Raw genomic sequence first — 22,898 nt, forward strand, 5'->3', positions numbered from 1 at the left:
AATGAAAACTTTTCTGAGTGCTGCTGCAATTACCTTGGCCGCTGGTCTCGCCTCAGCTGAGGGGGTGACACACAAGGTGGCCGTGCATGTTGACGAAAATGACCCAAAGGTCATGAACATGGCCCTCAACAATGTGCAGAACGTTTCGAACTACTACAAATCCATCGGCGATGAAGTGATCGTGGAATTGGTTGCGTACGGTCCCGGCCTTAATATGTTTGTCGACGGCAAAAGTCCGGTCGCTGACCGCATCTCCACGATGTCGCTGGAGATGGACAACCTAAGTTTTGCGGCCTGCGGCAATACCCATCGCAAGATGAGCGAAAAGGCGGGCAAAGACGTTACCCTTCTAAGCGAAGCCTCTGTGGTGCCCTCGGGCGTGGTGCGGCTGATCGAACTGCAAGAAGACGGTTACGCCTATATCCGGCCCTAAGAAACCAAGGAGAAACATCCATGGCTGACATGTTCAAACCCTCTCGTCGGGCTTTTCTTCGCGGGGGCGCTGCGGTTGCGGCTGGATCTGTGGCGGGTGCAGCGGGGGCGCAATCGCCTGACACGCTCATTACCGAGTTGCAGGACTGGGCCTCGATCACGGGCGCGGGGGTCGATGAAACCCCCTACGGCCTGCCGATCCGGTTTGAGGCGGACGTGATCCGGCGCAATGTGGAATGGCTGACTGCCTCGCCCATTTCGTCGATCAACTTTACCCCCATTCACGCACTGGACGGCACGATTACACCGCAGGGCTGTGCGTTCGAGCGTCATCATTCCGGCGCTATTGAGCTGACCAAAGGCGACTATCGCCTGATGATCAACGGTCTGGTCGACCGACCCTTGGTGTTCACCTACGAGGATCTGGAACGTTTTCCGCGCGAGAACCATGTCTACTTCTGCGAATGCGCGGCCAACACCGGCATGGAATGGGCAGGGGCGCAGCTGAATGGCGTGCAATTCACCCACGGCATGATCCACAACATGGAATACACCGGCGTTCCGCTGCGTGCGCTGTTGAACGAAGCCGGGCTTGGCGCTGCGGGCGATTTCAAAGACAAATGGGTCTATGTCGAAGGCGCTGATGCGTCATCCAACGGTCGGTCGATCCCGATGGAAAAGGCACTGGACGATGTGCTGGTGGCGTTCAAAGCCAATGGCGAGGCGCTGCGGATGGAGCATGGCTATCCTGTGCGCCTGGTCGTGCCCGGTTGGGAAGGCAACATGTGGGTCAAATGGCTGCGCCGGGTCGAAGTGACCGATGCTGCCGTGGAAAGCCGCGAAGAAACCTCGAAATACACCGACGTGTATGAGGACGGCACCGCGCGCAAATGGACCTGGGTGATGGATGCCAAATCGGTCATCACCTCTCCCAGCCCGCAGATGCCGATCACCCATGGCAAGGGGCCGATGGTCATTTCCGGCCTGGCGTGGTCAGGCCACGGACAGATCACCCGTGTTGATGTGTCCAAGGATGGTGGCATCACGTGGGAAACCGCGCGCCTGGGCAAGCAGGGCGACACCAAGGCGCTGACCCGTTTCTATCTGGATACCGATTGGGACGGCGCGCCGATGCTGCTGCAATCGCGAGCGATGGATGAAACCGGCTATGTCCAGCCGACCAAGGACCAACTGCGCGAACAGCGCGGGGAAAACTCTGTCTACCACAACAACTGTATCCAGACCTGGTACGTGAACGCAGAAGGGATCGCCGAGAATGTCGAAGTCTCCTAACCTCGTGCTCCCCGCAATTGGCGGGATTGCCCTGATGCTTGGGGCCGCTTACGGGTTTTCGTCCCGCAACTATGGCGCCGACACCATTGCGCTGCTCGAAGATCGCGTTGAAAAGGCTGAGGCACGCGTGTCCTCTGCCAGCGATAAGGCCAAGGCCGAAGCCGAGCGCGCCACGGCGCTGGAACTTGCCGTGGCCGAGGCGCAGGAACAGGCTGCCAAGGGCACCAACCTGACGTCACCGGCACCCCAAATGGAAGGTGCCTATGGTTTGGGCCGCGTGGCCATGGCCGAAGAGATCGCCGCTTGGGATGTGGACGTTCTGCCCGACGGGCGGGGCCTGCCGGTGGGCAGTGGAAACGCCTTTGACGGGGAAGAGGTCTTTGCCGACAAATGCGCGTCCTGCCACGGTGATTTTGCCGAAGGCGTCGACAATTGGCCGGTTCTGGCCGGTGGCTTCGACACGCTGGCGGACGAAGATCCGGTCAAAACCGTGGGCTCTTATTGGCCGCATCTGTCGACGGTTTATGACTATGTCTATCGGTCGATGCCCTTTGGCGAGGCAGGTACTCTGACCCCGGATGAAACCTATGCGATCGTCGCATACATCCTGTACTCCAACGATCTGATCGATGATGAGTTTGAGTTGAGCAACGAGAACCTGGCCAACTTTGACATGCACAACAAAGACGGCTTTGTCATCGACGATCGCCCTGATCTTGAATACGCGACCTGGCGGGTCGAGCCGTGCATGGACAACTGCAAGGACGCGGTAGAAATTACCATGCGCTCGGTCTTTTTGGTGGAAACCCCGCCTGAAGGCGGCACCAATTCCATGATGAACCCGGCCAAGGTCGAAGGGCTCCCAAGCTTCTCGTCAGATGGGCCGTCGTTTATCCCCGAGGCTGCGCCGAAACCGGTCAAAGCCGCGGTTGAGGCCGCACCAGAGCCTGCAAAGGCTGATGACGGCGACGTTTTGATCGAAGCGGGTAAAAAGGTCTTCAAAAAGTGCAAGGCTTGCCACCAGGTTGGCGACGGGGCCAAGAACAAGACCGGCCCGCATCTGAACGACTTGTTCGGGCGCACCTTTGGTTCGGTGGATGGGTTCAAGTATTCCAACACGTTCAAAACTGCACTGGAAGAAGGCCGCGTATGGGATGAGGCCTCATTGGCCGAGTTCCTGTCCAAGCCAAAGGCGTACATGAAGGGCACCAAAATGTCGTTCTCGGGCCTCAAAAAGGATAGCGACCAGCAAGCGATCAACGCCTACCTGGCGACGTTTGGGAACTGATCCATGATGCGATACTCTTGGTTACTTTCAACGGTTGCGGCGGCTCTGCTTGGGTCACCTGCCACAGCCGATGAATTTGGTGATCCAGAGGCCGGCGCCAAGGTCTATTCCCAGTGCAAGGGCTGTCATCAGGTCGGGGCCGGGGCGACGCATCGCATCGGCCCGCATCTGAACGGACTCTTTGGCCGACCCGCTGCGGGACTTGAGGATTTCAAGTATTCCAAGAGCTTTCAGCGGGCCGGGGCCAGCGGGTTGGAATGGCATGCCGAAACGCTGGATGCCTTTCTGGAAAATCCGCGCTCATATGCGTCGGGAACCCGGATGAGCTATCGTGGGCTCAAGGATGAGACCGACCGAAAGAACGTGATCGCCTACCTGCGGACGTTTTCTGATGATCCGGCCAACATCCCAGAGGCTGATCCGACAGCGACCCCAACGGATCACGACATCGACCCGGTGATTCTGGCGATCCAGGGCGACCCGGAATACGGGGAATATCTAAGCAGCGAATGCACGACCTGCCATCAGGCCAGCGGGGGTGATGATGGTATTCCGTCGATCGTCTATTGGCCCGAGGATGAGTTTGTCGTGGCCATGCATGCCTACAAGAACAAACAACGCAAACATCCTGTCATGCAAATGATCGCGGGACGGTTGAACGAAGAGGAGATCGCCGCCTTGGCGGCATACTTTAAGAACCTCGACAACTGAGGTTCCAGTGGGAGGAGAACGCGAAATGACACTGAACAGACGCATGTTTATGGGGGCAACAGCCGCTGCGATGGCTGCTCCGATGGTCTTGGCGGACGGTCACGGAAAACCCCGCGTTGTTGTGATTGGTGGCGGAGCAGGTGGCGCAACAGCCGCGCGCTATATCGCCAAGGACAGCAAGGGCGCGGTCGACGTGACCCTGATCGAGCCGACGCGAACCTACTACACCTGCTTCTTCTCGAACCTCTATCTGGGTGGTTTCAAACAGATGAGCGATCTGGGCCACAGCTATGGTGGTTTGGCGGCAAACGGCGTGAATGTTGTGCACGATTGGGCCGTGGGTGTTGATCGCGACACCAAGACGGTGACTCTCGCGGGTGGTGCGTCGATCAAATACGACAAGCTGATCCTCAGTCCCGGTATCGACTTTGTCGACATGTCGGTACCCGGCTGGGACATCACCACGCAAAACGCGATGCCGCATGCCTATAAGGCCGGATCGCAGACCGAACTGCTCAAAGCGCAGCTGATGGCGATGCCCGAGGGCGGGGTGTTTGCCATGGTTGCGCCGCCGAACCCCTATCGTTGCCCGCCGGGACCGTACGAACGCATTTCGATGGTGGCGCATTACCTGAAGAACAACAATCCAACGGCCAAGATCATCGTGGCCGACCCAAAGCCGAAGTTCTCGAAAATGGGTCTGTTCAAGGAAGGCTGGTCCAACCACTACGAAGGCATGGTCGATTGGATCGGTGAGGATTTCGGCGGCGGTAATGTAAGTGTCGATGCCAGCGCCATGACCGTTACCATTGATGGCGAAGAGACCAAGGTTGACGTCTGCAACGTCATCCCCGCCATGAAAGCAGGCCGCATTGCGGATATCGCCGGTGTCACGGATGGCAATTGGGCGCCAGTGAATGCCGCCGACATGTCCACCAAGGCGGATCCGGATGTCTACGTGCTGGGCGATGCCTCGCAGCAGGGCGACATGCCGAAATCGGGCTTTTCCGCCAACAGCCAGGCCAAGGTCTGTGCCAATGCCGTTCGCGGTGCACTGACAGGTTCCAAGGTCTTCCCGGCCAAATTCTCGAACACCTGCTGGTCGCTGATTGCCGCCGATGACGGGGTCAAGGTGGGTGCCACGTATGAGGCCACACCAGACAAGATCGCCAAGGTCGATGGGTTTATCTCGCAAACCGGCGAAAGCGCGGATGTGCGCAAGGCAACCTATCAGGAATCTGAAGGTTGGTATTCGGGCATCACAGCCGACATGCTTGGTTGATCTTACCCAGCTGCCCCGGTCTCTGACATGGCTCAAGGACTGGGGCGGGTAGGGATGCCAAGGTTTGGAGACGGAACAGGAGGAAAGAACATGAAAGCGTTGAGTTTTGCACTGTCGATGGGGTTGGCGTCGGCGGCTTGGGCCGAAGGGCCCGTTACAGTCCCCTTTGACGGCTCTTTTGACGACGCGACATTTGCTGTCGAAAGTGCCATCGTGGGCGAGGGGCTGGTGATCGACTATGTCAGCCACGTCGGCGAGATGATGAACCGCACCGGCGCGGATGTGGGCAGCGATGCCGAGATTTTTGCGGCGGCTGATGTCTTTCTATTCTGCTCGGCGGTCTTGTCGCGCGAGATGATGGAGGCCGACCCGATGAACATCATGCACTGCCCCTATGGCATCTTCGTTGCCGAGCGTGAGGGCGAAGTGATGATCGGTTATCGACCCTATCCCGAAGGGCCGATGAAAAAGGTCGAGGATCTGCTGGCCAAGATCGTCGCCGAGGCGGCTGATCAGTGATGGATTTCGACAGGTTCTTTCGGGCCGAGCTGGACCAGTTGCGCGAAGAAGGCAACTATCGCCAGTTTGCCGATCTGGAGCGGCAACGCGGAGCCTTTCCCCGCGCCAAAAGCCACGACCTGAACCGTGATGTGACGGTCTGGTGTTCGAACGATTACCTTGGCATGGGCCAACACCCCAAGGTGTTGGCCGCCATGCACGAGGCAATTGATCGTAGCGGTGCGGGGGCAGGGGGGACGCGGAATATTTCCGGCACCACCCATGCCCACGTCGAGCTTGAAGCGGAACTGGCGGACCTGCACGGCAAAGAGGCGGCCTTGCTCTTTACCTCGGGTTACGTATCGAACTGGGCCGCGCTGGGCACTTTGGCGGCGCGCATTCCCGGGTGCGTGATCTTGTCGGACGAAAAGAACCACGCCTCGATGATCGAAGGCATCCGTCACAGCCGCGCGCAAAAGGTGATCTGGAAACACAATGATGTTGCCGATCTGGAGGCCAAGTTGGCAGCTTTGCCTGCCAATTGTCCCAAGCTGATCGCCTTTGAAAGCGTCTATTCCATGGATGGCGACATCGCCCCCATCGCACAGATATGCGATCTGGCGGATCGCTATGGGGCGATGACCTATCTGGATGAGGTGCACGCCGTCGGTCTTTATGGTGCCCGCGGTGGTGGGATCGCCGAACGTGAGGGGCTGTCACATCGTTTGACGGTGATCGAGGGCACGCTGGGCAAGGCCTTTGGTGTTGTGGGTGGCTATATCGCGGCCTCGGCCGAGCTTTGCGATTTCGTGCGCTCCTTTGCGTCGGGCTTTATTTTCACCACTGCGTTGCCGCCTGCGATTGCTGCGGGTGCTGCGGCCTCGGTTCGGCATCTCAAGCAAAGCAATGTCGAGCGGCAGGCGCATCAGGCCCGCGTGGCGCAGGTGCGACAGCAGCTCGATGCTATTGGCTTGCCGCATCTGGAGAACCCCAGTCACATCATTCCGGTGATGGTGGGTGATCCGGTAAAGTGCAAATACATCTCGGATATTCTGCTGCGGGATTACGGGATCTACATCCAGCCGATCAACTATCCAACGGTTCCAAAGGGAACTGAACGTCTCAGGATCACGCCATCACCGGTGCATTCTGACGCGGATATCGATGTGTTGATCGACGCGTTGGAAGCTCTTTGGGCGCAGTGCGAACTGGCCCGTCAGCCGCTGGCTGCACAGTAGTCAGGCGTTGCGACGCCTGGCCGCGAGGTTCAGCGCCGTGTGGGTGGTTACAGCGCCAACCCACATGGAAAACACCGCGACCCATGCGGTGAGCGCGAAAATCGCGCCACCGGTCATGCCTGCTCCCACGGCGCAACCGCCCGCCAGCATGCTGCCGAACCCCATCAGAACTCCACCGATCAGATACCGCTCCATCGGCAAGTCCGCCTCGAACCGTTGAATGCGGGCCTCGCCCTTGAACAGGGCTATCGCCATGGCGCCCAAAAAGACACCCGGCACCAGACCCAGACCAAAGGTCAAGGGGATTGAGCTTTCGTTGATCAGTGCCATGAGCGTATCGGTCGAGGGGCCGGTAAAGGTGACGGATTGCACCGCGACGACCTCGAACGAGGTGTTCGCGATCGCATAGGTCATGACCCAACCGCCGCACACCGCAAGGCCGACAACGGTCGAGGACGTCAACTCCAAGGCTGACAACCCACGTTTACGCCCGAACCAAAGGGCTGCAAGGAAGGCAAGCGTGGCAAGGGCGACCACGGCAAAGAACATTGGTCCTTGCGGGTCAAACAACGCCCGGTCAGGACCGCCCGGAATGGTCCAGAGCGTGCTCAGATCCTCTCGCAGAGGGGACAAGACACCACGCAGCGAAGCCTGTGCTGTCAGCGTCAGAACCAGGCCTGTCACAATGGCGCGCAGGTTGCCCGAGGCTGACAGAACCAGCAGGCGACTTGCGCAACCTCGCGCCAGGATCATGCCCGTTCCGAACATCAGCCCGCCCAGGATCGCACCTGACAGGCTGCCTGTGGCAGCGATTTGCCGGGCGTTGGAAACATCCAGGACACCAGCCAAGATCGCCAGTTGAACCGAGGCCAGAGCGGCAAGGAAAGCTGTTAGCCAGATCGCCAGTTTGGGGCCCAAGATACCGTCGGCAACTTCGGCACAGGCGGCGCGCAGACAAAAGCGCGACTGGTATGCGGCGGCGCCAAAAATCAGACCAACAATTGCGCCTGCACCCAGCAAAAGCCAGCCTTCTCCGTATTGGTCGATCAGGGTTTCCAGCATGATTTGGCGACCTTGTTCCGTTCCGACACGGATGCCACATCGCGGCCCCAACGGCCTTGATGTGGCTCAATTGGCGCTATTCGAACTCCATCTGCTCATAGACACGACCAGCATTTTTGGTTGCCAGTTCGTCGTAGGTGTCGAGGTGCTTGTAGGGGGTCTGATCGACGTAATAGGCATCGGCCAGTTCGCCACCGTTGTCGATATGCTCGCGGATCTGGGCGCGCAAATAGACCAGGTAGTCCTTGGTGTAGCGTCGCACCTGATCCATGTTTGTCGGATGGCCGTGACCGGGGATGACATAGGTGGCGTTCAGGGGCTCAAACTCGGCGTCCCAGGTTTCCAGCCAGTCAGCCGTCATCGTGTCGCCAAAGATCGGCAGCATCCGCTCGTGAAACGCCATGTCACCGGCAATCACCAGGCTTTGTTCGGGCAGCCAGACAGAGACATCTCCTGGGCTGTGTGCCGGGCCAAGGTAGCGTACCTCAAGCCGGTAGTCCCCCATCTCGATGATGTACTCCTCGTCAAAGGTCTCGGTCGGCTCGGCCAGAAACGTCCCTTCGGCCTTGTCCTGATTGTAACGCTGCATGCCTTGCAGGATCTGCGCACCATACTCCTCGAACTCATGGGCGGCATCCGTGTGGGCCACGATCGGGACGCCTTGTTCCGACCAATAGGAATTTCCGAGCATCGCATGCCCTTGGCCGTTTTCATTGACCACGACTTTTACCGGCTGATCGGTGATCACCTTGATCTCGTCATGCAGGGCCTTTGCCAGGCCATGCGCAGCACCGCCATTGATCACCACGACGCCATCACCTGTGACCACAAAGCTCAGGTTGTTGTTGTGGCCCGCGTTTTCATAGGTCGGCGGCGCAGTGGCCCCGATGGCGGACCAGACGTTGGGGATCACCTCGACCGGTTTGGAATACAGCATCGAGCCGGGGTACTGATCGGCGATATCCTCGTCCGCCCACGATGGCGCGGCGATGCTGGCGGCCAGCAAAAGGGCAAGTGTTCTCATGTCTTAAATGTCCTGTGTGAAACGGTAACCGTCTGAAGCCTGTTCTGCGCGCCCGATGCCGCCGTTTGGCAGGTGAAAGCCGATCAGGGTCATGTCATCTGCGGTCAACCGGTCGAACAGCCGCGCACGGGTCTGCGCGGCAAGCGCCGCATCCTGATCCGAGCCGCTTGGCCAGTCAGGTTTGCGAAACGCCACGTGATGGTTGCCGATGGCATCCCCGGCAATCAGCGCGGCGTTGGAGCCATTGCGGATCTCAAAGCTCATGTGCCCCGGCGTATGCCCGTATGAGGCAACGGCCGCGATCCCCGGCAGGATTTCCTGCCCATCATCAAAGCGTTCGATCTGGTCCTCGATGGCCTCGAGCCGCCGTTTGGCGCCAACGGCAAAGGCCGCGCGCGCTTCCCCGATGGTGTTGACGGTGTCGGGGTCCCACCAGTAATCCCACTCGTCCCGACCGATCATATAGTTTGCATTGGCGAAGACCGGATCGTCAAAGTCATCCAGCAGCCCCCAGATGTGATCGGGGTGGGCATGGGTAAAGACAACATGCGTGATGTCATCAGGTGCGACGCCAATGGCGTCCAGGCTGTCGACGACACTGCCGGCTGTCGGCATGAAGTCAGGGCCCGAGCCCACATCGAAAAGAACCGTGTTCCCACCGCCCTGATAGAGGGTCACGTTGCATTCGGGCTCTAGCCGGTCACGAGCGACGCCCGCCTCTTGCAACACTGTTGCCAGCTCGGCCTCGGGCATGTGTTGAAAGATGAAATCACCTGGCAGCATCAACGACCCGTCGCTGACCGTCGTGACCTTGGCATCGCCAAGTGCAAGTTCGGCCCAAACTCGGGCAGGGGCCAGGCTTAGGGCCGCCAAACCTGCGCCCGTGCTGAGCAACCGTCTTCTGGTAAAACGCATATTCTGATTCTCACTAATTCTCACATTAGAATATGATTAATCGTTTGCGAGCAGCAAGAAAATTTTCAACAGGCATCATTGAGACAGCCCAGTATCAACGGGCGGCTCTTGCATGTTCCAACGGTTGACGCGAAGGGTTGGAAAGCGATGTCCGACACGCAAAACCACGGCCTCGCGCTGCAGGGAGACAAGAGATGAAATGCTACAAACTGTTTCCCGACTTCAGGAAAGACGTTCCAAGCCTAAACTATCAACTCTCCCCGGACAAAAACACTCCGGCGATCCCCGAGCCAGGTCAAATCATCAGCCTCTATGGCGGTGTTACCTATATGCCCGACTGGCGGTTGACCGAAGAAACCGAACGTGAATTGCAGCGGATGTATGTGCTCATAAATCCAAAGCTGTTGGAGCTGCCTGATTTCTGGGGAAGTTTTTCGCCCGTGATCTTCAAAGACAGCACCAGTGGCCCTGTGATGATTTCGCCCGTAGTGCAGGCGATGCTGAACGAGCTGATCCCTGGCAAATTCGAAACTCTTCCCGCCGGTCCCATCATCGACCGTACGCATGGGCGCGAAATCACCGACCATGGCCATGTCTATGCGAACTTTCTAGAGGAGCGCGACACCTATGATCGCGAAAAGACGCAGATCAAGCCATATACGCTGGGCGATGGCCGCACATTTCTCGAGGTACGTAGCAGCCTTCCCACCATCGATGCCCGTGTTGCCAAAGGTGGCGTGATCTGGCGCGAGGCGGTGAATGGTTAATTGGTCGTGTCGGACCGATTTAAAGACGCGTTTGAAAAGGTTGGGGGCAAAGGCGTGCGATTTCACCCTCTGCCTATGTCGCATTTGTAATTGGTGAATTGAGATTAAGCCTATGTCCGATAGGCAGAACCACCACGTTACGTCACAACACTAACCGCCCGTCAACAAGAGCCGAAACGAGCACGTTCGTCGCTTACAAGCTGCCCAGTTCCAAGCAAACACCACAAGGCAACGCACCCAAGGTTTTGAACAGCGGTTGTTGTTTCTTCAAGTGATGGATTTGGTGGCAGGGGCACCAGGGCTCGAACCCGGGACCTACGGTTTTGGAGACCGTCGCTCTACCAACTGAGCTATACCCCTATCGTGGCGATGGAGATATGCCAGCCGCGCGCGGGACTCAAGAGGCTTTTTTCATTTCGTGGTCGAAACTGCATATGGTTCAGAAACGAGTTGCACGGATGGGTGGTTCCAGTATCACCAAAGGAACCTGACAGGAGGAACCAAGGTGAGCCTGCGCAAGAAAATCGCAGACAGCGAGGCCGTACTCAATTGGGTGGCGCGGCGCATCGCGGGATACGCTCGTATGGCGTATCGAAGCACCAAATGGCAACGGATCGGGTTCGAAGAGCTCGACAGGCTGGCCGAAGCTGGGGAACCGGTTGTCGTGGTTCTGTGGCATCAACGTCTGGTCATGTCGCCATTCCTTTATCCGCTGGACAAGGGTCGTATTTGCACGATCACGTCGGCCGCCCGCGCAGGCAGCATGGTGGGGCGTGTGCAGCATCTGCTCGGCATGGATACGATCGCGATGTCCAGTCACAAGCGCCACGTTGCCCTGTCACGCGAGGTGCTGGGGATGACCAAGCAGGGGGTATCCATCGGCATCGCTGCGGATGGCCCGCGTGGGCCGGAACGTGTGTTGTCAACCGTGCCATTGATCTGGGCGCGGACGACCGGAAAGCGGGTGTTCTGCATGACCTATTCGGTCAAACACGGGCGGGAGGCCAACAGCTGGGATCGGATGCTGTTACCGCGTGTCTGGGGGAACGAAGGTGTATTCTTGTGCAAGGAGTGGCAGCATGAAGTACCGCGCAAAGCGACCGACGAACAAACCGAAGAACTGCGACTGTCGCTGGAGACACAGATGAACGACCTGACGGCCGAGGCGGATCGGATGGTCGGGCGCACCCCTTGGGAACCGCCGGTGGCATGAACGCCCGTGATTGATTTTGCCTGATGCGTCAGTTGCGTTACCTTCGCTTCAGGGAGCACGCGGAGGGGACAATGCGCAAACTACAGGTACAGGGTGTTCATCACATCACGTTGACAGGTGCGGGCCGTCAAATCTCGCTTGATTTCTGGGAGGGCGTGCTGGGCATGCCTTTCATCTTTGATCAACCCAATCTGGACAATCCGGACGAGGGGCATCTGTATTTCGATCCCGGTGACGGCCGCTTGATCACGATCTTTACCAATGAAAAGCGCCAGCCTGTGCATGATCGGACGCCCACCGATCCCGGCTGCGTGCATCATCTGGCCTTTGCCGTCAGCCAGGCGACGTTCGAGCAAGCCGTCGTGCGTTTGGATGAGCGCGGGATCTCGCATTCGGGTGTCAAGGATCGCGGGTTCATGAACTCGATCTATTTCACCGAGCCGATGGGGCTTTTGATCGAACTTGCCAGCTATGTGTTCGAGCCGCCAATGGGGTGCAGTCACGCGGATGTTTTGATCGAAGCGCATCGCTTGCGTGTGGCGCGTGGCGACCACAACATCGGCCGCGTTCATCTGGCTGACGCGATCGAGATGCTGGTGGAAAGGCGACAGGACAGCCTGTCATCGGACCGGGGGCCCAAGAACCCCTATTGATTACTTCACCAGCGTGGCTGGAATGCGCGCCATGACGGAAATGCCGCGAATGAATTCAGAGCAGGCATCCGGGTCTGTGATAGGAATCATGTGGCCGCGCCCTTCAAGTGACTGATAGCTCAGCCCGTATTGCGTCATTGTTGGGCCGTGATCCTTGGCGGGAACGATGGGGTCCCTGGCACCAAACAGGACGCCGCCCGGGGTGCGCAGATGCGGGTATTGATCGGCTTGCGCGCGAATGGATTGCTCGGCCCAGACCAAGTCGGCGGATGCGGTGACAAAGGCTTGCGGACGCAGACCAAGCGCGCCTCCGGCTTTTTCCAGGAAATCTTCGGGGCAACTTTCGGGCGCAAATACCATGCGCAGCGTTTCTGCCGCGGCGCGCTTGCCCATGGGCACCGCGATTGTGTTGCCAATCCAGCGGCGCACGCGGGGTGAACGGATTTCCAGCGGTTTGAATGCCGGAGCCGCGCTGTCCACAGGATGCGTCAGAGGGCAGATCAGGGCCAGCGCGGCGATGTCGCGCGGGCGCTGCAAGGCAATGGCCAATGAGACGGCGCCGCCCAAGGAATGTCCAACAAGTACCGGATCCTTGATTCCCTTCTTGTCGAAAAACTCACCAATCATGCGTGCCTGTTCGGGCAATTCCGCCAGCGCATCGTCATCGCGGGGGGAATACCCACAGCCGGGGCGATCCAGCGCGATGACATGATGATCCTGCGCCAGATCCTGTGCCAACGCATAGGTGAAATGCTGCAATTGCCCTGACAGTCCGTGGATCATGACAAGCGTCTGTTTGCGTGGGTTGCCCATCTCGACATAGTGAATGCCGCCACCGCGCACCGGTATGACGTCTCCGGCCTGGGGCACCAGCTGCTCGCCCATACGGGCCAGCCTTTTGGTCCAGAGGTAGAAAAAGAGCGGCAACCCGACCACAAGGATCAGGATTGTCAGCAAGATCGCAGCAAGTAGGGACATCAGGTCAAACTCCTAGCGTGCGCCATCTTTCGGACAGGGCGTGCGTCAGTGCAAGCCTTGGGTTTGATTGGGGGCCGATTATCGAGTGTGCGTTGCAGATCGTACTAAGGCTCACGCCGGCGCGTTCAATGCGCTCAGCTCCGGTTTGGGCAGCGTATCCAAAAGCGCAAAGACGGATGTCCGGCAATCTCCTCCGCGCCAGCCATCGGGGAAAAACATCGGCGGTAGGTCCGGGTTGCGCAAGACGACCCGTCGCCAGCGGTGCACGATCAGAGTGCGCAGGGTCGCAACCTGAGCTGCGGTCAGGTCCAGCTCGGCGGGGCGGGTGTCACGGACAGTTTTTACTGCATCCGACAGCGAGCTACAGGCCTCGATCAGATCAGGAGGGCAAAGACGGGACTTGAGCCACCCAGGCACATTGCGGGCCGTGACATCGAACAGCACCAGGTCATCGCAGTTTGGCGGAACTGCACCCGACCCAAGGGCCGCGCTGCGCCCGATGCTGATGTAGTTTTCGGTCAGCAACAGGTCATCCAGCGCGCCACCGCCTTCGGAAATCAGCAGGTGCCAATCCTGCGGAACTTTTGGATCACGGTCATAGATCCGGGGCGTGACGGCCGCAGATTGCATCCGGCCAAACTCGGTCAGGTGGTGCACGCTTGAGCGGCCAGAACGGGCGCTGTCGACCCAGCCATCCTTGCGCAGCCGATGCAGCGCCACACGGATAGCTTCGGGTTTGACATGCATCGGCTGAATGATGCGGGTCAGTGCGGCACCGCTGATCCGGTCGTCGGGGCCTTGCGCAAGATCACCGAACAGGGAGACGATGATCGACCACACGCGCTGGTTCTGAGGGTCCGCCAGATGCGTGATCGCACTGTCGAACCATTGGTCTTGAGCTGTCATGGCGTCAGTTTACGACGCAAGCGGCAGCAAGGCCACGCAAAAAGGGCGCGCAAGGTTTCTAAGAGCCCAATTCGGCGAACGGGCAAACGTCGTCTTCGAATGGCACGTGGCGGAGTCTAAAGGTGGTGGCATCGATGGTTTGTGGCGCGCTGATCCGGTCCATGCGAAAATGCCGGAAGTCCGAACGATTTGGATCCCATGCCACCAGGTACCAAAGCGGCGGTAGGATCAGCATGGCTTGCGGCTCCACTTCTCGCTTGGTTTTCCGACCGTTGGCGTCACGATAGTCGAACCGGATAAGGTGGCGATCCAGAAAGGCGCTTTGAAACACAGGTAACAGGTCCGGATCCATCACGCCCATGCCGGACAGATCCTGCAGCGGCGAGAGTTGCCCTATGTACAAACGGTCCAGAAAAGCGCGCAGCTCTTTGATCTTGTCAGAAGGCAACGCCTTTTCGATCTTGGCCAATCCGGCGTCGGCCAGGTCAAAGAAAGGCAGGTTTCCCGCCGCTCGCATCGCCGCCACGCTGATCAACAGGGCAAAGACCTCGGGTACGGACAGTCGTGCGGTGGTTTGCAAGGATTGCGGATCAAGCTGCAAGCCGCCGCCGCGCCCCACGTCGGAATGGATGACAAACCCTTCATCCCGCAGGGCACTGATATCGCGCAGGACAGTACGACGAGAAACGCCAACTTCGCCAGCCAGGTCATCAACCGTAGCTGTCCCGTTGCGGCGCAGGCTGCGCACGATGGCATCATGGCGGGTGCGAATATTCATTTGGCAATCATAGCATTAATGGTGACATTTTTTGGCACTATTTTGATTTATCCGGGTTTCAGCAACGCGAAACAAGGAGCATCGAAATGAAACGTACCCCCGTGAATCCGTGGGATTGGTCACTTAACCTGGGCTACAACCAGGCCGAAATGATCCAAGGTGGCACACGCCAGTTGATCTGCGCGGGGCAGACCGCTGTGGATGCGACAGGCGCACCGCAGCATCCGGGTGACATGCGGGCTCAGATCAGCCTGGCGCTGGATAATCTTGAGGCGGTTTTGTCAGACGCCGAGATGGACCTGAGTAACATCATCCGGCTAGGGGTCTATGCCACGGATGTGGACGAGGCGTTGAAGAACTTTGATCTGATGGGGATGCGGTTTGGTCCGCATAAGGTTGTGCCGCCGATGACCCTTTTGGGTGTCACGCGGCTGGCTGTCCCCGGTCTGTTGTTCGAGATCGAGGCCACGGCCATGGCTTGAGAAAAGGCGCGCAGAGGCAATCCGCGCGCCATTTGACTTAGTAAGCGTTCATGGTCAGCAGTTCATATTCTGCAACCATTTCGTCATCCTGATTGGTCAGTGTCACGTGCCAGCGCACCTCGCCGTATTCATCCGTGCGGCGGGTCTTTTTCTTGACGCTCAGGCGCACCTTGATGCTGTCACCAGCGCTGACCGGCTTCATGAACCGTAGGTTGTCCAAGCCGGTGTTCGCCAGAACTGGACCTTCGTTTGGTTCGACAAACAAACCAGCCGCAAAGCTGAGCAGCAGGTAACCATGCGCCACACGACCGGGGAAGAACGGGTTCCGTTTGGCGGCGTCGTCGTCCATGTGCGCATAGAAGGTGTCGCCGGTGAAGTTCGCAAACAGCTCGATATCGTCCATTGTGACAGTGCGCGAAGCGGTGTGCAGTGTTTCGCCAATCGACAGCTCGCCGAACTTGCGGGTGAAGGGGTGTGCTGATCCTTCAACCTCGGGCGCGCCGGGCACCCATGTGCCGCCAATGGCGCTCAAAATCTCGGGTGAGCCTTGGATGGCGGTACGCTGCATATAGTGTTTCACACCGCGCACGCCGCCCATCTCCTCGCCGCCACCTGCGCGGCCGGGGCCGCCGTGAACCATGTGCGGCAGGGGGGAGCCGTGGCCGGTCGATTCCTTCATCGAGGTGCGGTTGTTGATGTAGATCCGGCCGTTGTAGGCCGCCGATCCCAACACCACGCCGCGTGCCACATCCGCATCGTTGGTGATCACGGATGTCACCAGCGAGCCTTGGCCACGGTTGGCGATGTTGATCGCATGGTCCAGACCGCGGTAGCCCATGATGGTGGACACGGGCCCAAAGGCCTCGGTGTCGTGAATGCGTTCTGCCTTGTCCGCGTCGGCGCAGTGGAACAGCATCGGCGGCAGGAACGCGCCCTTGTCCTTGTCCGCGCCCTCGACAGAGAAGTTTTCGGGATCGCCAAAGACGCGCTCGGCCTCTTGGGCGATGATCGCTGCCTTTTCCAGAACGTCCTGTTTCTGCCCGTTCGACACCAGGGCACCCATGCGGGTGGTTTCCAAGCGCGGATCGCCGATCAGAGTTTTCGACAGGCGCGCGGACAGGGCCTCGATCACCGCTTGGACAGAGGTTTCGGGCGCGATGATGCGGCGGATGGCGGTGCATTTCTGACCCGCCTTGGCGGTCATCTCGCGGCTGACCTCTTTGACGAACAGATCAAACTCGGGTGTACCGGGCTCGGCATCAGGGCCAAGGATCGAGGCGTTGAGGCTGTCCTGTTCCGACACAAAGCGCACCGCGTTGTTCACGATCGCAGGCGTCTGGCGCAGTTTTAGCGCGGTGTCGGCAGAACCGGTAAAGCTGACCACATCCTGCATGCCTAGGCGGTCCAGCATGTCGCCCAAACCGCCCGAGACCAGTTGCAGAGCACCGGCGGGCAGGATGCCGCTGTCGAGCATGATCTTGACCGCCAGTTCCGTGACATAACAGCTGTTGGTCGCCGGTTTCACGATCGCAGGCACACCCGCCAGCAGGGTGGGGGCGAGCTTTTCCAACATGCCCCAGACCGGAAAGTTGAAGGCGTTGATGTGGACTGCAACACCGTGCAGTGGGGTGCAGATGTGCTGACCCAGAAAGGTGCCATTGCGGCTAAGCTGTTCGACATCGCCGTCCAGATAAACCTGCCCGTCGGGCATTTCGCGGCGGCCCTTGGACGCAAACACAAACATCGTGCCGATGCCGCCATCAATGTCGATCATGTGGTCGCTTTGCGTGGCGCCTGTGTTGAAGCTCAGGTCGTAGAGCTCTTGTTTGCGTGCGCCCAATGCACCGGCCAGGGCCTTGAGCATCTTGGCACGGTCGTGGAATCCCATTTGGCGCAACGCAGGTCCGCCAACGTTGCGGGCGTAATCCAGCATGCCCTGAACATCGAGCGCGCTGTTCCCGGCACTGGCAAATGCCTCACCCGTGATGGCCGAAGCGATGGTGCGGGCACCGGTTCCTGGTGCGATCCATTCACCGGCGGCAAAGCTGGAAATCTGCTGCAAACTCATCGGAAGTCTCCTTGGTGTCGATCAGGCAGAGTCGCGCCCGGTTTTTCTCATGTTATGATTAACCGAATGATCGGTCAATTAATTGAGTCAAAAAAATCCGCCGAAGCGGGAATAGGCCGGACGCGATGGCATCCGGCCAATTTTTTCAGTGGCCCAAAGCGCCCATTTGTTGAGGCAGATAGAGCACCACGATGGGAACCAGAACGATCAGGGCAAGGCGGAAGATGTCCGCGATCCAGAAGGGGGTCACCCCCCGAAAGATCGTGCCGGTGGACACGTCGCCCACAACGCCCTTGAGGATAAAGACGTTCAGCCCCACCGGTGGTGTGATCAGCGAGATTTCGGTCACCACAACAACGACGATGCCGAACCAGATCGGATCATAGCCGAGCGATGTCACCAGGGGGAAGAAGATCGGCACGGTCAACAGCAGCATCGAGAGCGATTCAAACACGCAGCCCAGAATGATGTAGATGCCCAGGATCATCAGGATGACCACAAAGGGCGCGACGTCATAAGCCGTGACCATGGCGATCAGTGCTTCGGGCAGACCCGCTAGGTTGATGAAGTTCGAAAAGATCTGCGCCCCGATCAGAACTGCAAACAGCGCTGCTGCGGTGAAGGTGGTTTCTTTCAGAACCTCAAAGGTCGACCCGATGGTTAGCCCCCCCCGGAACAGTGCGATCAAGAACGCACCTGCAGCGCCCATGCCTGCCGCCTCGGTTGGCGAGAAGGTCAGGTTCAGCGGCTCGAAATCAAACGCGCCATAAAGCCCGCCGATCACCAGGAAGAACAACAGCAGTACCGCCCAGACCGAGCCGAGCGCCTTGAACCGCTCAGCCCAGCTGGCACGTTCACCAGCAGGGCCCGAATCCGGGTTGCGCCAAACGGTCCAGCGAACTGCGAACAGGTAGAACAGGATGCCCAGGATACCGGGAATGATGCCGGCCATGAACAGCTTGCCGATCGAGGTCTCGGTCAGCAGGCCATAGATCACCAGGATCACTGACGGCGGGATCAGGATGCCAAGCGTACCGCCAGCCGCGATAGACGCGGTCGACAGCTCGTCGGAATAGCCATAGCGGCGCATTTCCGGCATCGCGACCTTTGACATGGTGGCTGCAGTGGCCAGCGAAGAGCCGCAAATTGCGGAAAAGCCACCACAGGCCGCAACTGTTGCCATGGCAATACCACCGCGCATGTGACCCAGAAAGGCGTTCGATACTGCATAAAGCTCGCGCGCCATGCCGCCTTTGTTTACGAACAGACCCATCAGGATGAAGAGCGGTACAACCGACAGGCCATAGTCCTGCGCGGTATCGGTGATCTGACGGCCAACCATCGACATCGCTGCCTTGAGGCCGCGTTCGTCAAAGATCGAGCCGCCACGCTCGTAGGCAAAGCCAAGTGTCCCCACAAGGCCCATGGCGAAAACGATTGGCATCCGCACAAGCACGAGCACCAGGACAAGGAAAAATCCGATCAGGGCAGCGGTCATTGGGTCGGCTCCGCAAGAAGGTTGGGGGCAAAGAGAAGGATCAGGCCATTGATGATCATCGCGATGGCCGAAACGGCGACAGTAAGGGTGATGAACCAGCCGACGTAGAAAACAGGGATCGCCAGATATTCGGTCACATCCCCATAGTCGCGCGCACGCTCCGCCAGGATCCAGACGCGCTGAACCGGCCAATAAAGGATCGCGCCGCAAAAGACGTTGAGCAGCCCGTCGCGCAGACGGCTGAGGCGAAAGCGGTTGAACAGACCGTCGGTCAGGTCAACAGCAATGTGCCCGTTCTGGACCGAGATAATGGGGAGCACAGAAAAGACCAGAACGGCCATCAGGATACGGGTCAGTTCGGTTGCGGCCTCAATGGGTGAATTGAACACCGACCGCAGGATGACATCGGCAAACGTCATGATCATCAGGATGAACAGGGCGATGCAAGCGACCACGATGGGCACGATGCTGGCGCTGCGGGCGAGCTTGAGAAGGGGAGACATGTGGGCTCCTTTGCAGGGGTCCGAAGGGTGGGGCGGCAAGACCCGCCGCCCCAAGGACTGGCGTTGAGCGATTTCGGGTCAAACAGGAAAACTGGCAACAAGCCCGGCACCAAAGGCGCCGGGCCAACATCGAACCGCTTTAGTTTGCAGCCATGTCCGATTTGATCTGGTCGTATGCGGCTTGCGCATCGATGCCAGCCTCAGCGACTTCGGCGAGAACTTTGGCGCGCACCTCTTCGGCGATGGCGTTGAACTTCTCCAGATCCGCGTCCGAAGCCGCGTTGATCGCGTTGCCATCGGTCGATTGGGTTGCTTCGCGGCCGATACCGTCGATCTCGTCCCAGATCTTGCCGATCTCACGGCTCAGCGGTTCACCAAAGACCTTCTCGTCCAGCGCGGCCTGGATGTCGGCGGGCAGGTCGGCAAAGGTGTCTTCGTTCATGATGAAGGCAAACGAGCCACGATACAGGCCGCCGGGAACCTCATAGACGTTCTTGGCAACTTCGGTCAGCTTGAAACCCTTGCGGGATTCAAACGGCATGACAACACCATCCGCGGCGTTCGAGGCCAGCGTTTCGTAGACTTTGGGCGCCGGAACCTTGATGCCGGTCGCACCCAGGGCCGCACCAACGTCGCCGCCCACACCACCGGGGATCCGCACCTTGAGGCCTGAGATCTGGCTCATGTCGGTGACGGCCGCGTTCGAATGCAGCTGCGCGGGGCCATGTGTGTGCAGCGCGATCAGCTTGACGCCGCGGTGCTCGTTGGCCTTGGACAGGTAGTTCTCGTAGGCGCGCCAGTAAGCCACCGAAGCGGCCTCGGCCGATCCTTCGTAGCCGGGCAGTTCGATCAGCTTGGTGGTGACAAAGCGGCCGGGCTGGTAACCGTGGAAGATGATCGAGGCATCAGCGGCGCCGTCCTGGATCAGGTCCATCTGCGCGGGGGGCGGGGCGATGCCCAGTTTCAGCTCGGCTGTGACTTTGCCGTCGGTGGCTTCCTCAACCATCTCGACGAACTTGGGCCACATCTTGGCATTGATGCCGTGGGTCGGCGGTGCCCAGCTTGAAATCGTCAGGGTGTAGTCGGCTGCAAACGCTGCCGCGCCAGATACGGCCAAGGCCGCCGAGGCCAGCAGAGTGCTCAGTTTCGTGAATTTTACCATTGGGTTTCCTCCCTCGCAGAATGGTGTTGATGAACGCGGATAATGGTTGTTTTTGTAACCATCAACGCATTGTGGGTGGTCTTATGATCGGTTCATTTTTCCGATTTGGGGTGTATCTGGTGTGTTCAGGATTTCGTTAAGATGCAGATTTCATGCAGCTTTTTCCTGCTTGGATGAGGCCAGGAACATCGGTCCTCCGCGCCAGCGCGGAAACCCGTAGCCAAAAAGTTTCACCACATCCACATCTTCGGCGCGCTCGGCGATTCCCTCGCTTACGATCTGCTGACCCTCACGCGCCAGCACGTCCAACAGCCGGTCCGAGATCTGTTCGGCAGTGAAAGTGTGGCGAGTCAAACCGTTGTTTTTTGAGTAGGCAACGATCAGTTCTTCGACCTCTACGTCGCGGATCGGCGTGCGCGATCCGTCTTCGTAGCGATACCAACCCTTACCGCTACGCTGGCCCAGGCGATTCATTTCGCAGAGCGTGTCAGCGATGCGCTCGTACCTTTCGTTCGGGTCACGTGTTGCGGCCTGACGTTTTCGGTTGGCCCAAGCAATCTGAAGCCCGGTGAGGTCCTGCAGTTCAAACGGCCCCATGGGCAGTCCAGCGGCGTGCATGGCCCCGTCAACCTGATACGGCAAGGCCCCATCGGCCAGCAGGTACTCCGCCTCGCGCCGGTAAGCGGCCAGCATCCGGTTGCCAATGAACCCGTCGCAGATGCCTGACAGGACCGAGACCTTGCGTAGACGTTTGCCCAGGGCAAAACCCGTGGCGATGACCTGCGGGTCGGTGTCGGGTGTTTTGACGATCTCGAGAAGTTTCATCACATGCGCGGGGCTGAAAAAGTGCAGGCCGAGGCAGCGGGACAGGTTGGGGACGCCGTCAAAGATCAGTCTCGGGTCCAGATATGACGTGTTGGTCGCCAGGATCGCATCCGGCTCCATGACCGCTGACAGTTGGCGGAACACATCGCGTTTTACGTCCAGATCCTCGAACACGGCCTCGATCGCCAGATCGGCGTCTGCAGCATCTGCGTAGCTATCTGTTGTTGTCAGGCGCGTAAGCATTTCGGCGTGGTGATTTGTCGAAAACTTCCCGCGTTTCACGCCACCTTCGATCAAGCTGGACACTCGCGTTTTTGCCGCGTCAGCAGCACCGGCGTCCCGTTCGATCAGTGTCACCGACAAACCTCCGCTTAGGCAGGCCATGGCGATCCCCGCGCCCATCAGGCCGCCACCGACGATGGCGATCTGGTTCAACGGGTGCGGTTCAACGCCGTCGATCAGCTTGGGTTTGCTGACGGCGCGCTCGGCAAAAAACGCATAGCGTAAAGCGCGGCTTTCGACCGAGTGGCGCAGCTTCAGGTGCAAGGTGCGCTCGACCGGCTGACCCTGTTCAAACGGCAGCGCAGCCCATTGCAGCGCCTCGAGGTTCAGAACCGGAGAGTGCTGACCTTTAGCGCGTTTTTTCAAAACAGCTTCGGTTGCGGTATATTCGTCCAACGGCAATGCCGCGACTGTGCGGTCCCGCACTTTCACAGGGCGTTCGGGCAGGGTTTGGGCAAAAGCGCGGGCAGCATCATTCAGATCGCCCTGCGCAATCTGGTCCACCCCACCAAGTTCCAGCAGCTTCTCGGCAATCAGGATCTTACCCGAGCATGCCATGTCTATGGCGGCCTGCATCCCGATCAGGCGTGGCGCGCGTTGCGTACCACCTGCACCGGGGACCAGACCCACATTCACCTCGGGCAGGCCAAACTTGGTGCCGGGTGCAGCGATCCGCCAGGCGCAGCCCATGGCGATCTCGAACCCGCCACCCAGAACGTTGCCGTGCATCGCCGCGATAAAGGGCGTTTCGCTGTCCTCGATCATCTGCACCACATCAGGCAGGTGCGGCTCCTCGGGCGTACAGTCAAACTCGGACATGTCGCCGCCTGCCACAAAGGTGCGACCAGCGCAGGTTAGGATGGCAACACGCGCGCCTTGGACCTGATGCACGGCGGCGGCCAGGCCTGCACGCACCGCGGTTGAGGTTGCGTTCACCGGGGGATTGTCAATCTCAACCCAGGCGATGTCGCCCTCTTGCGTGACCGTAACAACCGTGCTGTCCGTCATGTGCCTTGTCCTCAAAGTCAGAGATTCGTCAT

At 59.2% G+C, this 22,898-nt stretch carries 22 protein-coding genes and 1 tRNA gene; 11 read left to right on the forward strand and 12 right to left on the reverse strand.

Annotated features, from left to right (window positions below):
• The first annotated feature begins 1 nt into the window (after position 1).
• The 7 genes from TRM7615_RS12620 to hemA all read left to right on the forward strand — a co-directional run bounded on the left by TRM7615_RS12620 (position 2) and on the right by hemA (position 6,742).
• On the forward strand, positions 2–433 hold the full coding sequence (locus TRM7615_RS12620) for a DsrE family protein (RefSeq protein ID WP_108788044.1): 432 nt from the start codon (positions 2–4) through the stop codon (positions 431–433).
• A 20-nt stretch (positions 434–453) separates the two neighbouring features.
• A complete protein-coding gene (gene soxC / locus TRM7615_RS12625) occupies positions 454–1,725 on the forward strand; it encodes a sulfite dehydrogenase (RefSeq protein ID WP_108788046.1) in 1,272 nt (423 codons plus the stop codon).
• Positions 1,709–3,013 (forward strand): c-type cytochrome, encoded by a 1,305-nt coding sequence (locus tag TRM7615_RS12630; RefSeq protein WP_108788048.1) that lies wholly within the window; start codon positions 1,709–1,711, stop codon positions 3,011–3,013. Before soxC ends, TRM7615_RS12630 begins: the two co-directional genes overlap by 17 nt.
• A 6-nt stretch (positions 3,014–3,019) precedes the next feature.
• The gene (locus tag TRM7615_RS12635) at positions 3,020–3,724 is read left to right on the forward strand and encodes a c-type cytochrome (RefSeq protein ID WP_181892919.1); all 705 of its coding nucleotides are present in this window, start codon (positions 3,020–3,022) and stop codon (positions 3,722–3,724) included.
• A 25-nt stretch (positions 3,725–3,749) separates the two neighbouring features.
• Entirely contained in the window at positions 3,750–5,006 is a 1,257-nt protein-coding gene (locus TRM7615_RS12640; RefSeq protein WP_108788052.1) for an NAD(P)/FAD-dependent oxidoreductase, read from the forward strand.
• 90 nt (positions 5,007–5,096) lie between these two features.
• Entirely contained in the window at positions 5,097–5,525 is a 429-nt protein-coding gene (locus TRM7615_RS12645) for a DUF302 domain-containing protein (protein ID WP_108788054.1), read from the forward strand.
• Positions 5,525–6,742 carry a 5-aminolevulinate synthase gene (gene hemA, locus TRM7615_RS12650; RefSeq protein WP_108788056.1) on the forward strand — a complete coding sequence of 406 codons (1,218 nt, stop codon included), beginning with the start codon at positions 5,525–5,527 and terminating at the stop codon, positions 6,740–6,742. Before TRM7615_RS12645 ends, hemA begins: the two co-directional genes overlap by 1 nt.
• Here the strand turns inward: hemA and TRM7615_RS12655 are convergent, their stop codons facing one another.
• The 3 genes from TRM7615_RS12655 to TRM7615_RS12665 all read right to left on the reverse strand — a co-directional run bounded on the left by TRM7615_RS12655 (position 6,743) and on the right by TRM7615_RS12665 (position 9,743).
• Complete coding sequence (locus tag TRM7615_RS12655) at positions 6,743–7,804, reverse strand: YeeE/YedE family protein (RefSeq protein WP_108788058.1); 1,062 nt, start codon at positions 7,802–7,804, stop codon at positions 6,743–6,745. It abuts the gene before it with no gap.
• A gap of 76 nt (positions 7,805–7,880) precedes the next feature.
• On the reverse strand, positions 7,881–8,828 hold the full coding sequence (locus tag TRM7615_RS12660; RefSeq protein ID WP_108788060.1) for an MBL fold metallo-hydrolase: 948 nt from the start codon (positions 8,826–8,828) through the stop codon (positions 7,881–7,883).
• 3 nt (positions 8,829–8,831) lie between these two features.
• Complete coding sequence (locus TRM7615_RS12665; RefSeq protein ID WP_108788062.1) at positions 8,832–9,743, reverse strand: MBL fold metallo-hydrolase; 912 nt, start codon at positions 9,741–9,743, stop codon at positions 8,832–8,834.
• A gap of 194 nt (positions 9,744–9,937) precedes the next feature.
• Here TRM7615_RS12665 and TRM7615_RS12670 point away from each other — a divergent pair, with 194 nt between their 5' ends.
• Positions 9,938–10,510: a hypothetical protein gene (locus TRM7615_RS12670; protein ID WP_108788064.1), complete on the forward strand. Its 573-nt coding sequence runs from the start codon at positions 9,938–9,940 to the stop codon at positions 10,508–10,510.
• Between the two features lie 284 nt (positions 10,511–10,794).
• On the opposite strand, the gene TRM7615_RS12675 is transcribed toward TRM7615_RS12670, so the two are convergent.
• A tRNA-Trp gene (locus TRM7615_RS12675) sits at positions 10,795–10,870 on the reverse strand.
• A gap of 145 nt (positions 10,871–11,015) precedes the next feature.
• On the opposite strand from TRM7615_RS12675, the gene TRM7615_RS12680 reads away from it, so the two are divergent.
• Positions 11,016–11,723: a lysophospholipid acyltransferase family protein gene (locus tag TRM7615_RS12680; RefSeq protein ID WP_108788066.1), complete on the forward strand. Its 708-nt coding sequence runs from the start codon at positions 11,016–11,018 to the stop codon at positions 11,721–11,723.
• A gap of 71 nt (positions 11,724–11,794) precedes the next feature.
• Complete coding sequence (locus TRM7615_RS12685) at positions 11,795–12,376, forward strand: VOC family protein (protein WP_108788068.1); 582 nt, start codon at positions 11,795–11,797, stop codon at positions 12,374–12,376.
• Here the strand turns inward: TRM7615_RS12685 and TRM7615_RS12690 are convergent, their stop codons facing one another.
• The 3 genes from TRM7615_RS12690 to TRM7615_RS12700 form a co-directional block, all read right to left on the reverse strand.
• On the reverse strand, positions 12,377–13,354 hold the full coding sequence (locus TRM7615_RS12690) for an alpha/beta fold hydrolase (protein WP_108788070.1): 978 nt from the start codon (positions 13,352–13,354) through the stop codon (positions 12,377–12,379).
• A gap of 111 nt (positions 13,355–13,465) precedes the next feature.
• On the reverse strand, positions 13,466–14,260 hold the full coding sequence (locus TRM7615_RS12695; RefSeq protein WP_108788072.1) for a PaaX family transcriptional regulator C-terminal domain-containing protein: 795 nt from the start codon (positions 14,258–14,260) through the stop codon (positions 13,466–13,468).
• A gap of 58 nt (positions 14,261–14,318) precedes the next feature.
• On the reverse strand, positions 14,319–15,038 hold the full coding sequence (locus tag TRM7615_RS12700; protein ID WP_108788074.1) for a helix-turn-helix transcriptional regulator: 720 nt from the start codon (positions 15,036–15,038) through the stop codon (positions 14,319–14,321).
• Positions 15,039–15,124: 86 nt separating this feature from the next.
• On the opposite strand from TRM7615_RS12700, the gene TRM7615_RS12705 reads away from it, so the two are divergent.
• Positions 15,125–15,520, forward strand: coding sequence for a RidA family protein (locus TRM7615_RS12705; RefSeq protein WP_108788076.1), 396 nt, complete (start codon positions 15,125–15,127; stop codon positions 15,518–15,520).
• Between the two features lie 37 nt (positions 15,521–15,557).
• Here TRM7615_RS12705 and paaZ read toward each other — a convergent pair whose 3' ends face one another.
• The 5 genes from paaZ to TRM7615_RS12730 all read right to left on the reverse strand — a co-directional run bounded on the left by paaZ (position 15,558) and on the right by TRM7615_RS12730 (position 22,866).
• Positions 15,558–17,588: a phenylacetic acid degradation bifunctional protein PaaZ gene (paaZ, locus tag TRM7615_RS12710; protein ID WP_108788078.1), complete on the reverse strand. Its 2,031-nt coding sequence runs from the start codon at positions 17,586–17,588 to the stop codon at positions 15,558–15,560.
• Between the two features lie 145 nt (positions 17,589–17,733).
• Complete coding sequence (locus TRM7615_RS12715) at positions 17,734–19,086, reverse strand: TRAP transporter large permease (protein WP_108788080.1); 1,353 nt, start codon at positions 19,084–19,086, stop codon at positions 17,734–17,736.
• Complete coding sequence (locus TRM7615_RS12720) at positions 19,083–19,589, reverse strand: TRAP transporter small permease (RefSeq protein ID WP_108788082.1); 507 nt, start codon at positions 19,587–19,589, stop codon at positions 19,083–19,085. Before TRM7615_RS12720 ends, TRM7615_RS12715 begins: the two co-directional genes overlap by 4 nt.
• 139 nt (positions 19,590–19,728) lie before the next feature.
• A complete protein-coding gene (locus TRM7615_RS12725; RefSeq protein ID WP_108788084.1) occupies positions 19,729–20,751 on the reverse strand; it encodes a TRAP transporter substrate-binding protein in 1,023 nt (340 codons plus the stop codon).
• Between the two features lie 150 nt (positions 20,752–20,901).
• Complete coding sequence (locus TRM7615_RS12730) at positions 20,902–22,866, reverse strand: FAD-dependent oxidoreductase (protein ID WP_108788086.1); 1,965 nt, start codon at positions 22,864–22,866, stop codon at positions 20,902–20,904.
• Positions 22,867–22,898 lie beyond the last annotated feature (32 nt).

The sequence above is a fragment of the Falsiruegeria mediterranea M17 genome, from assembly GCF_900302455.1.
Classification (GTDB): Bacteria; Pseudomonadota; Alphaproteobacteria; order Rhodobacterales; family Rhodobacteraceae; genus Falsiruegeria; species Falsiruegeria mediterranea.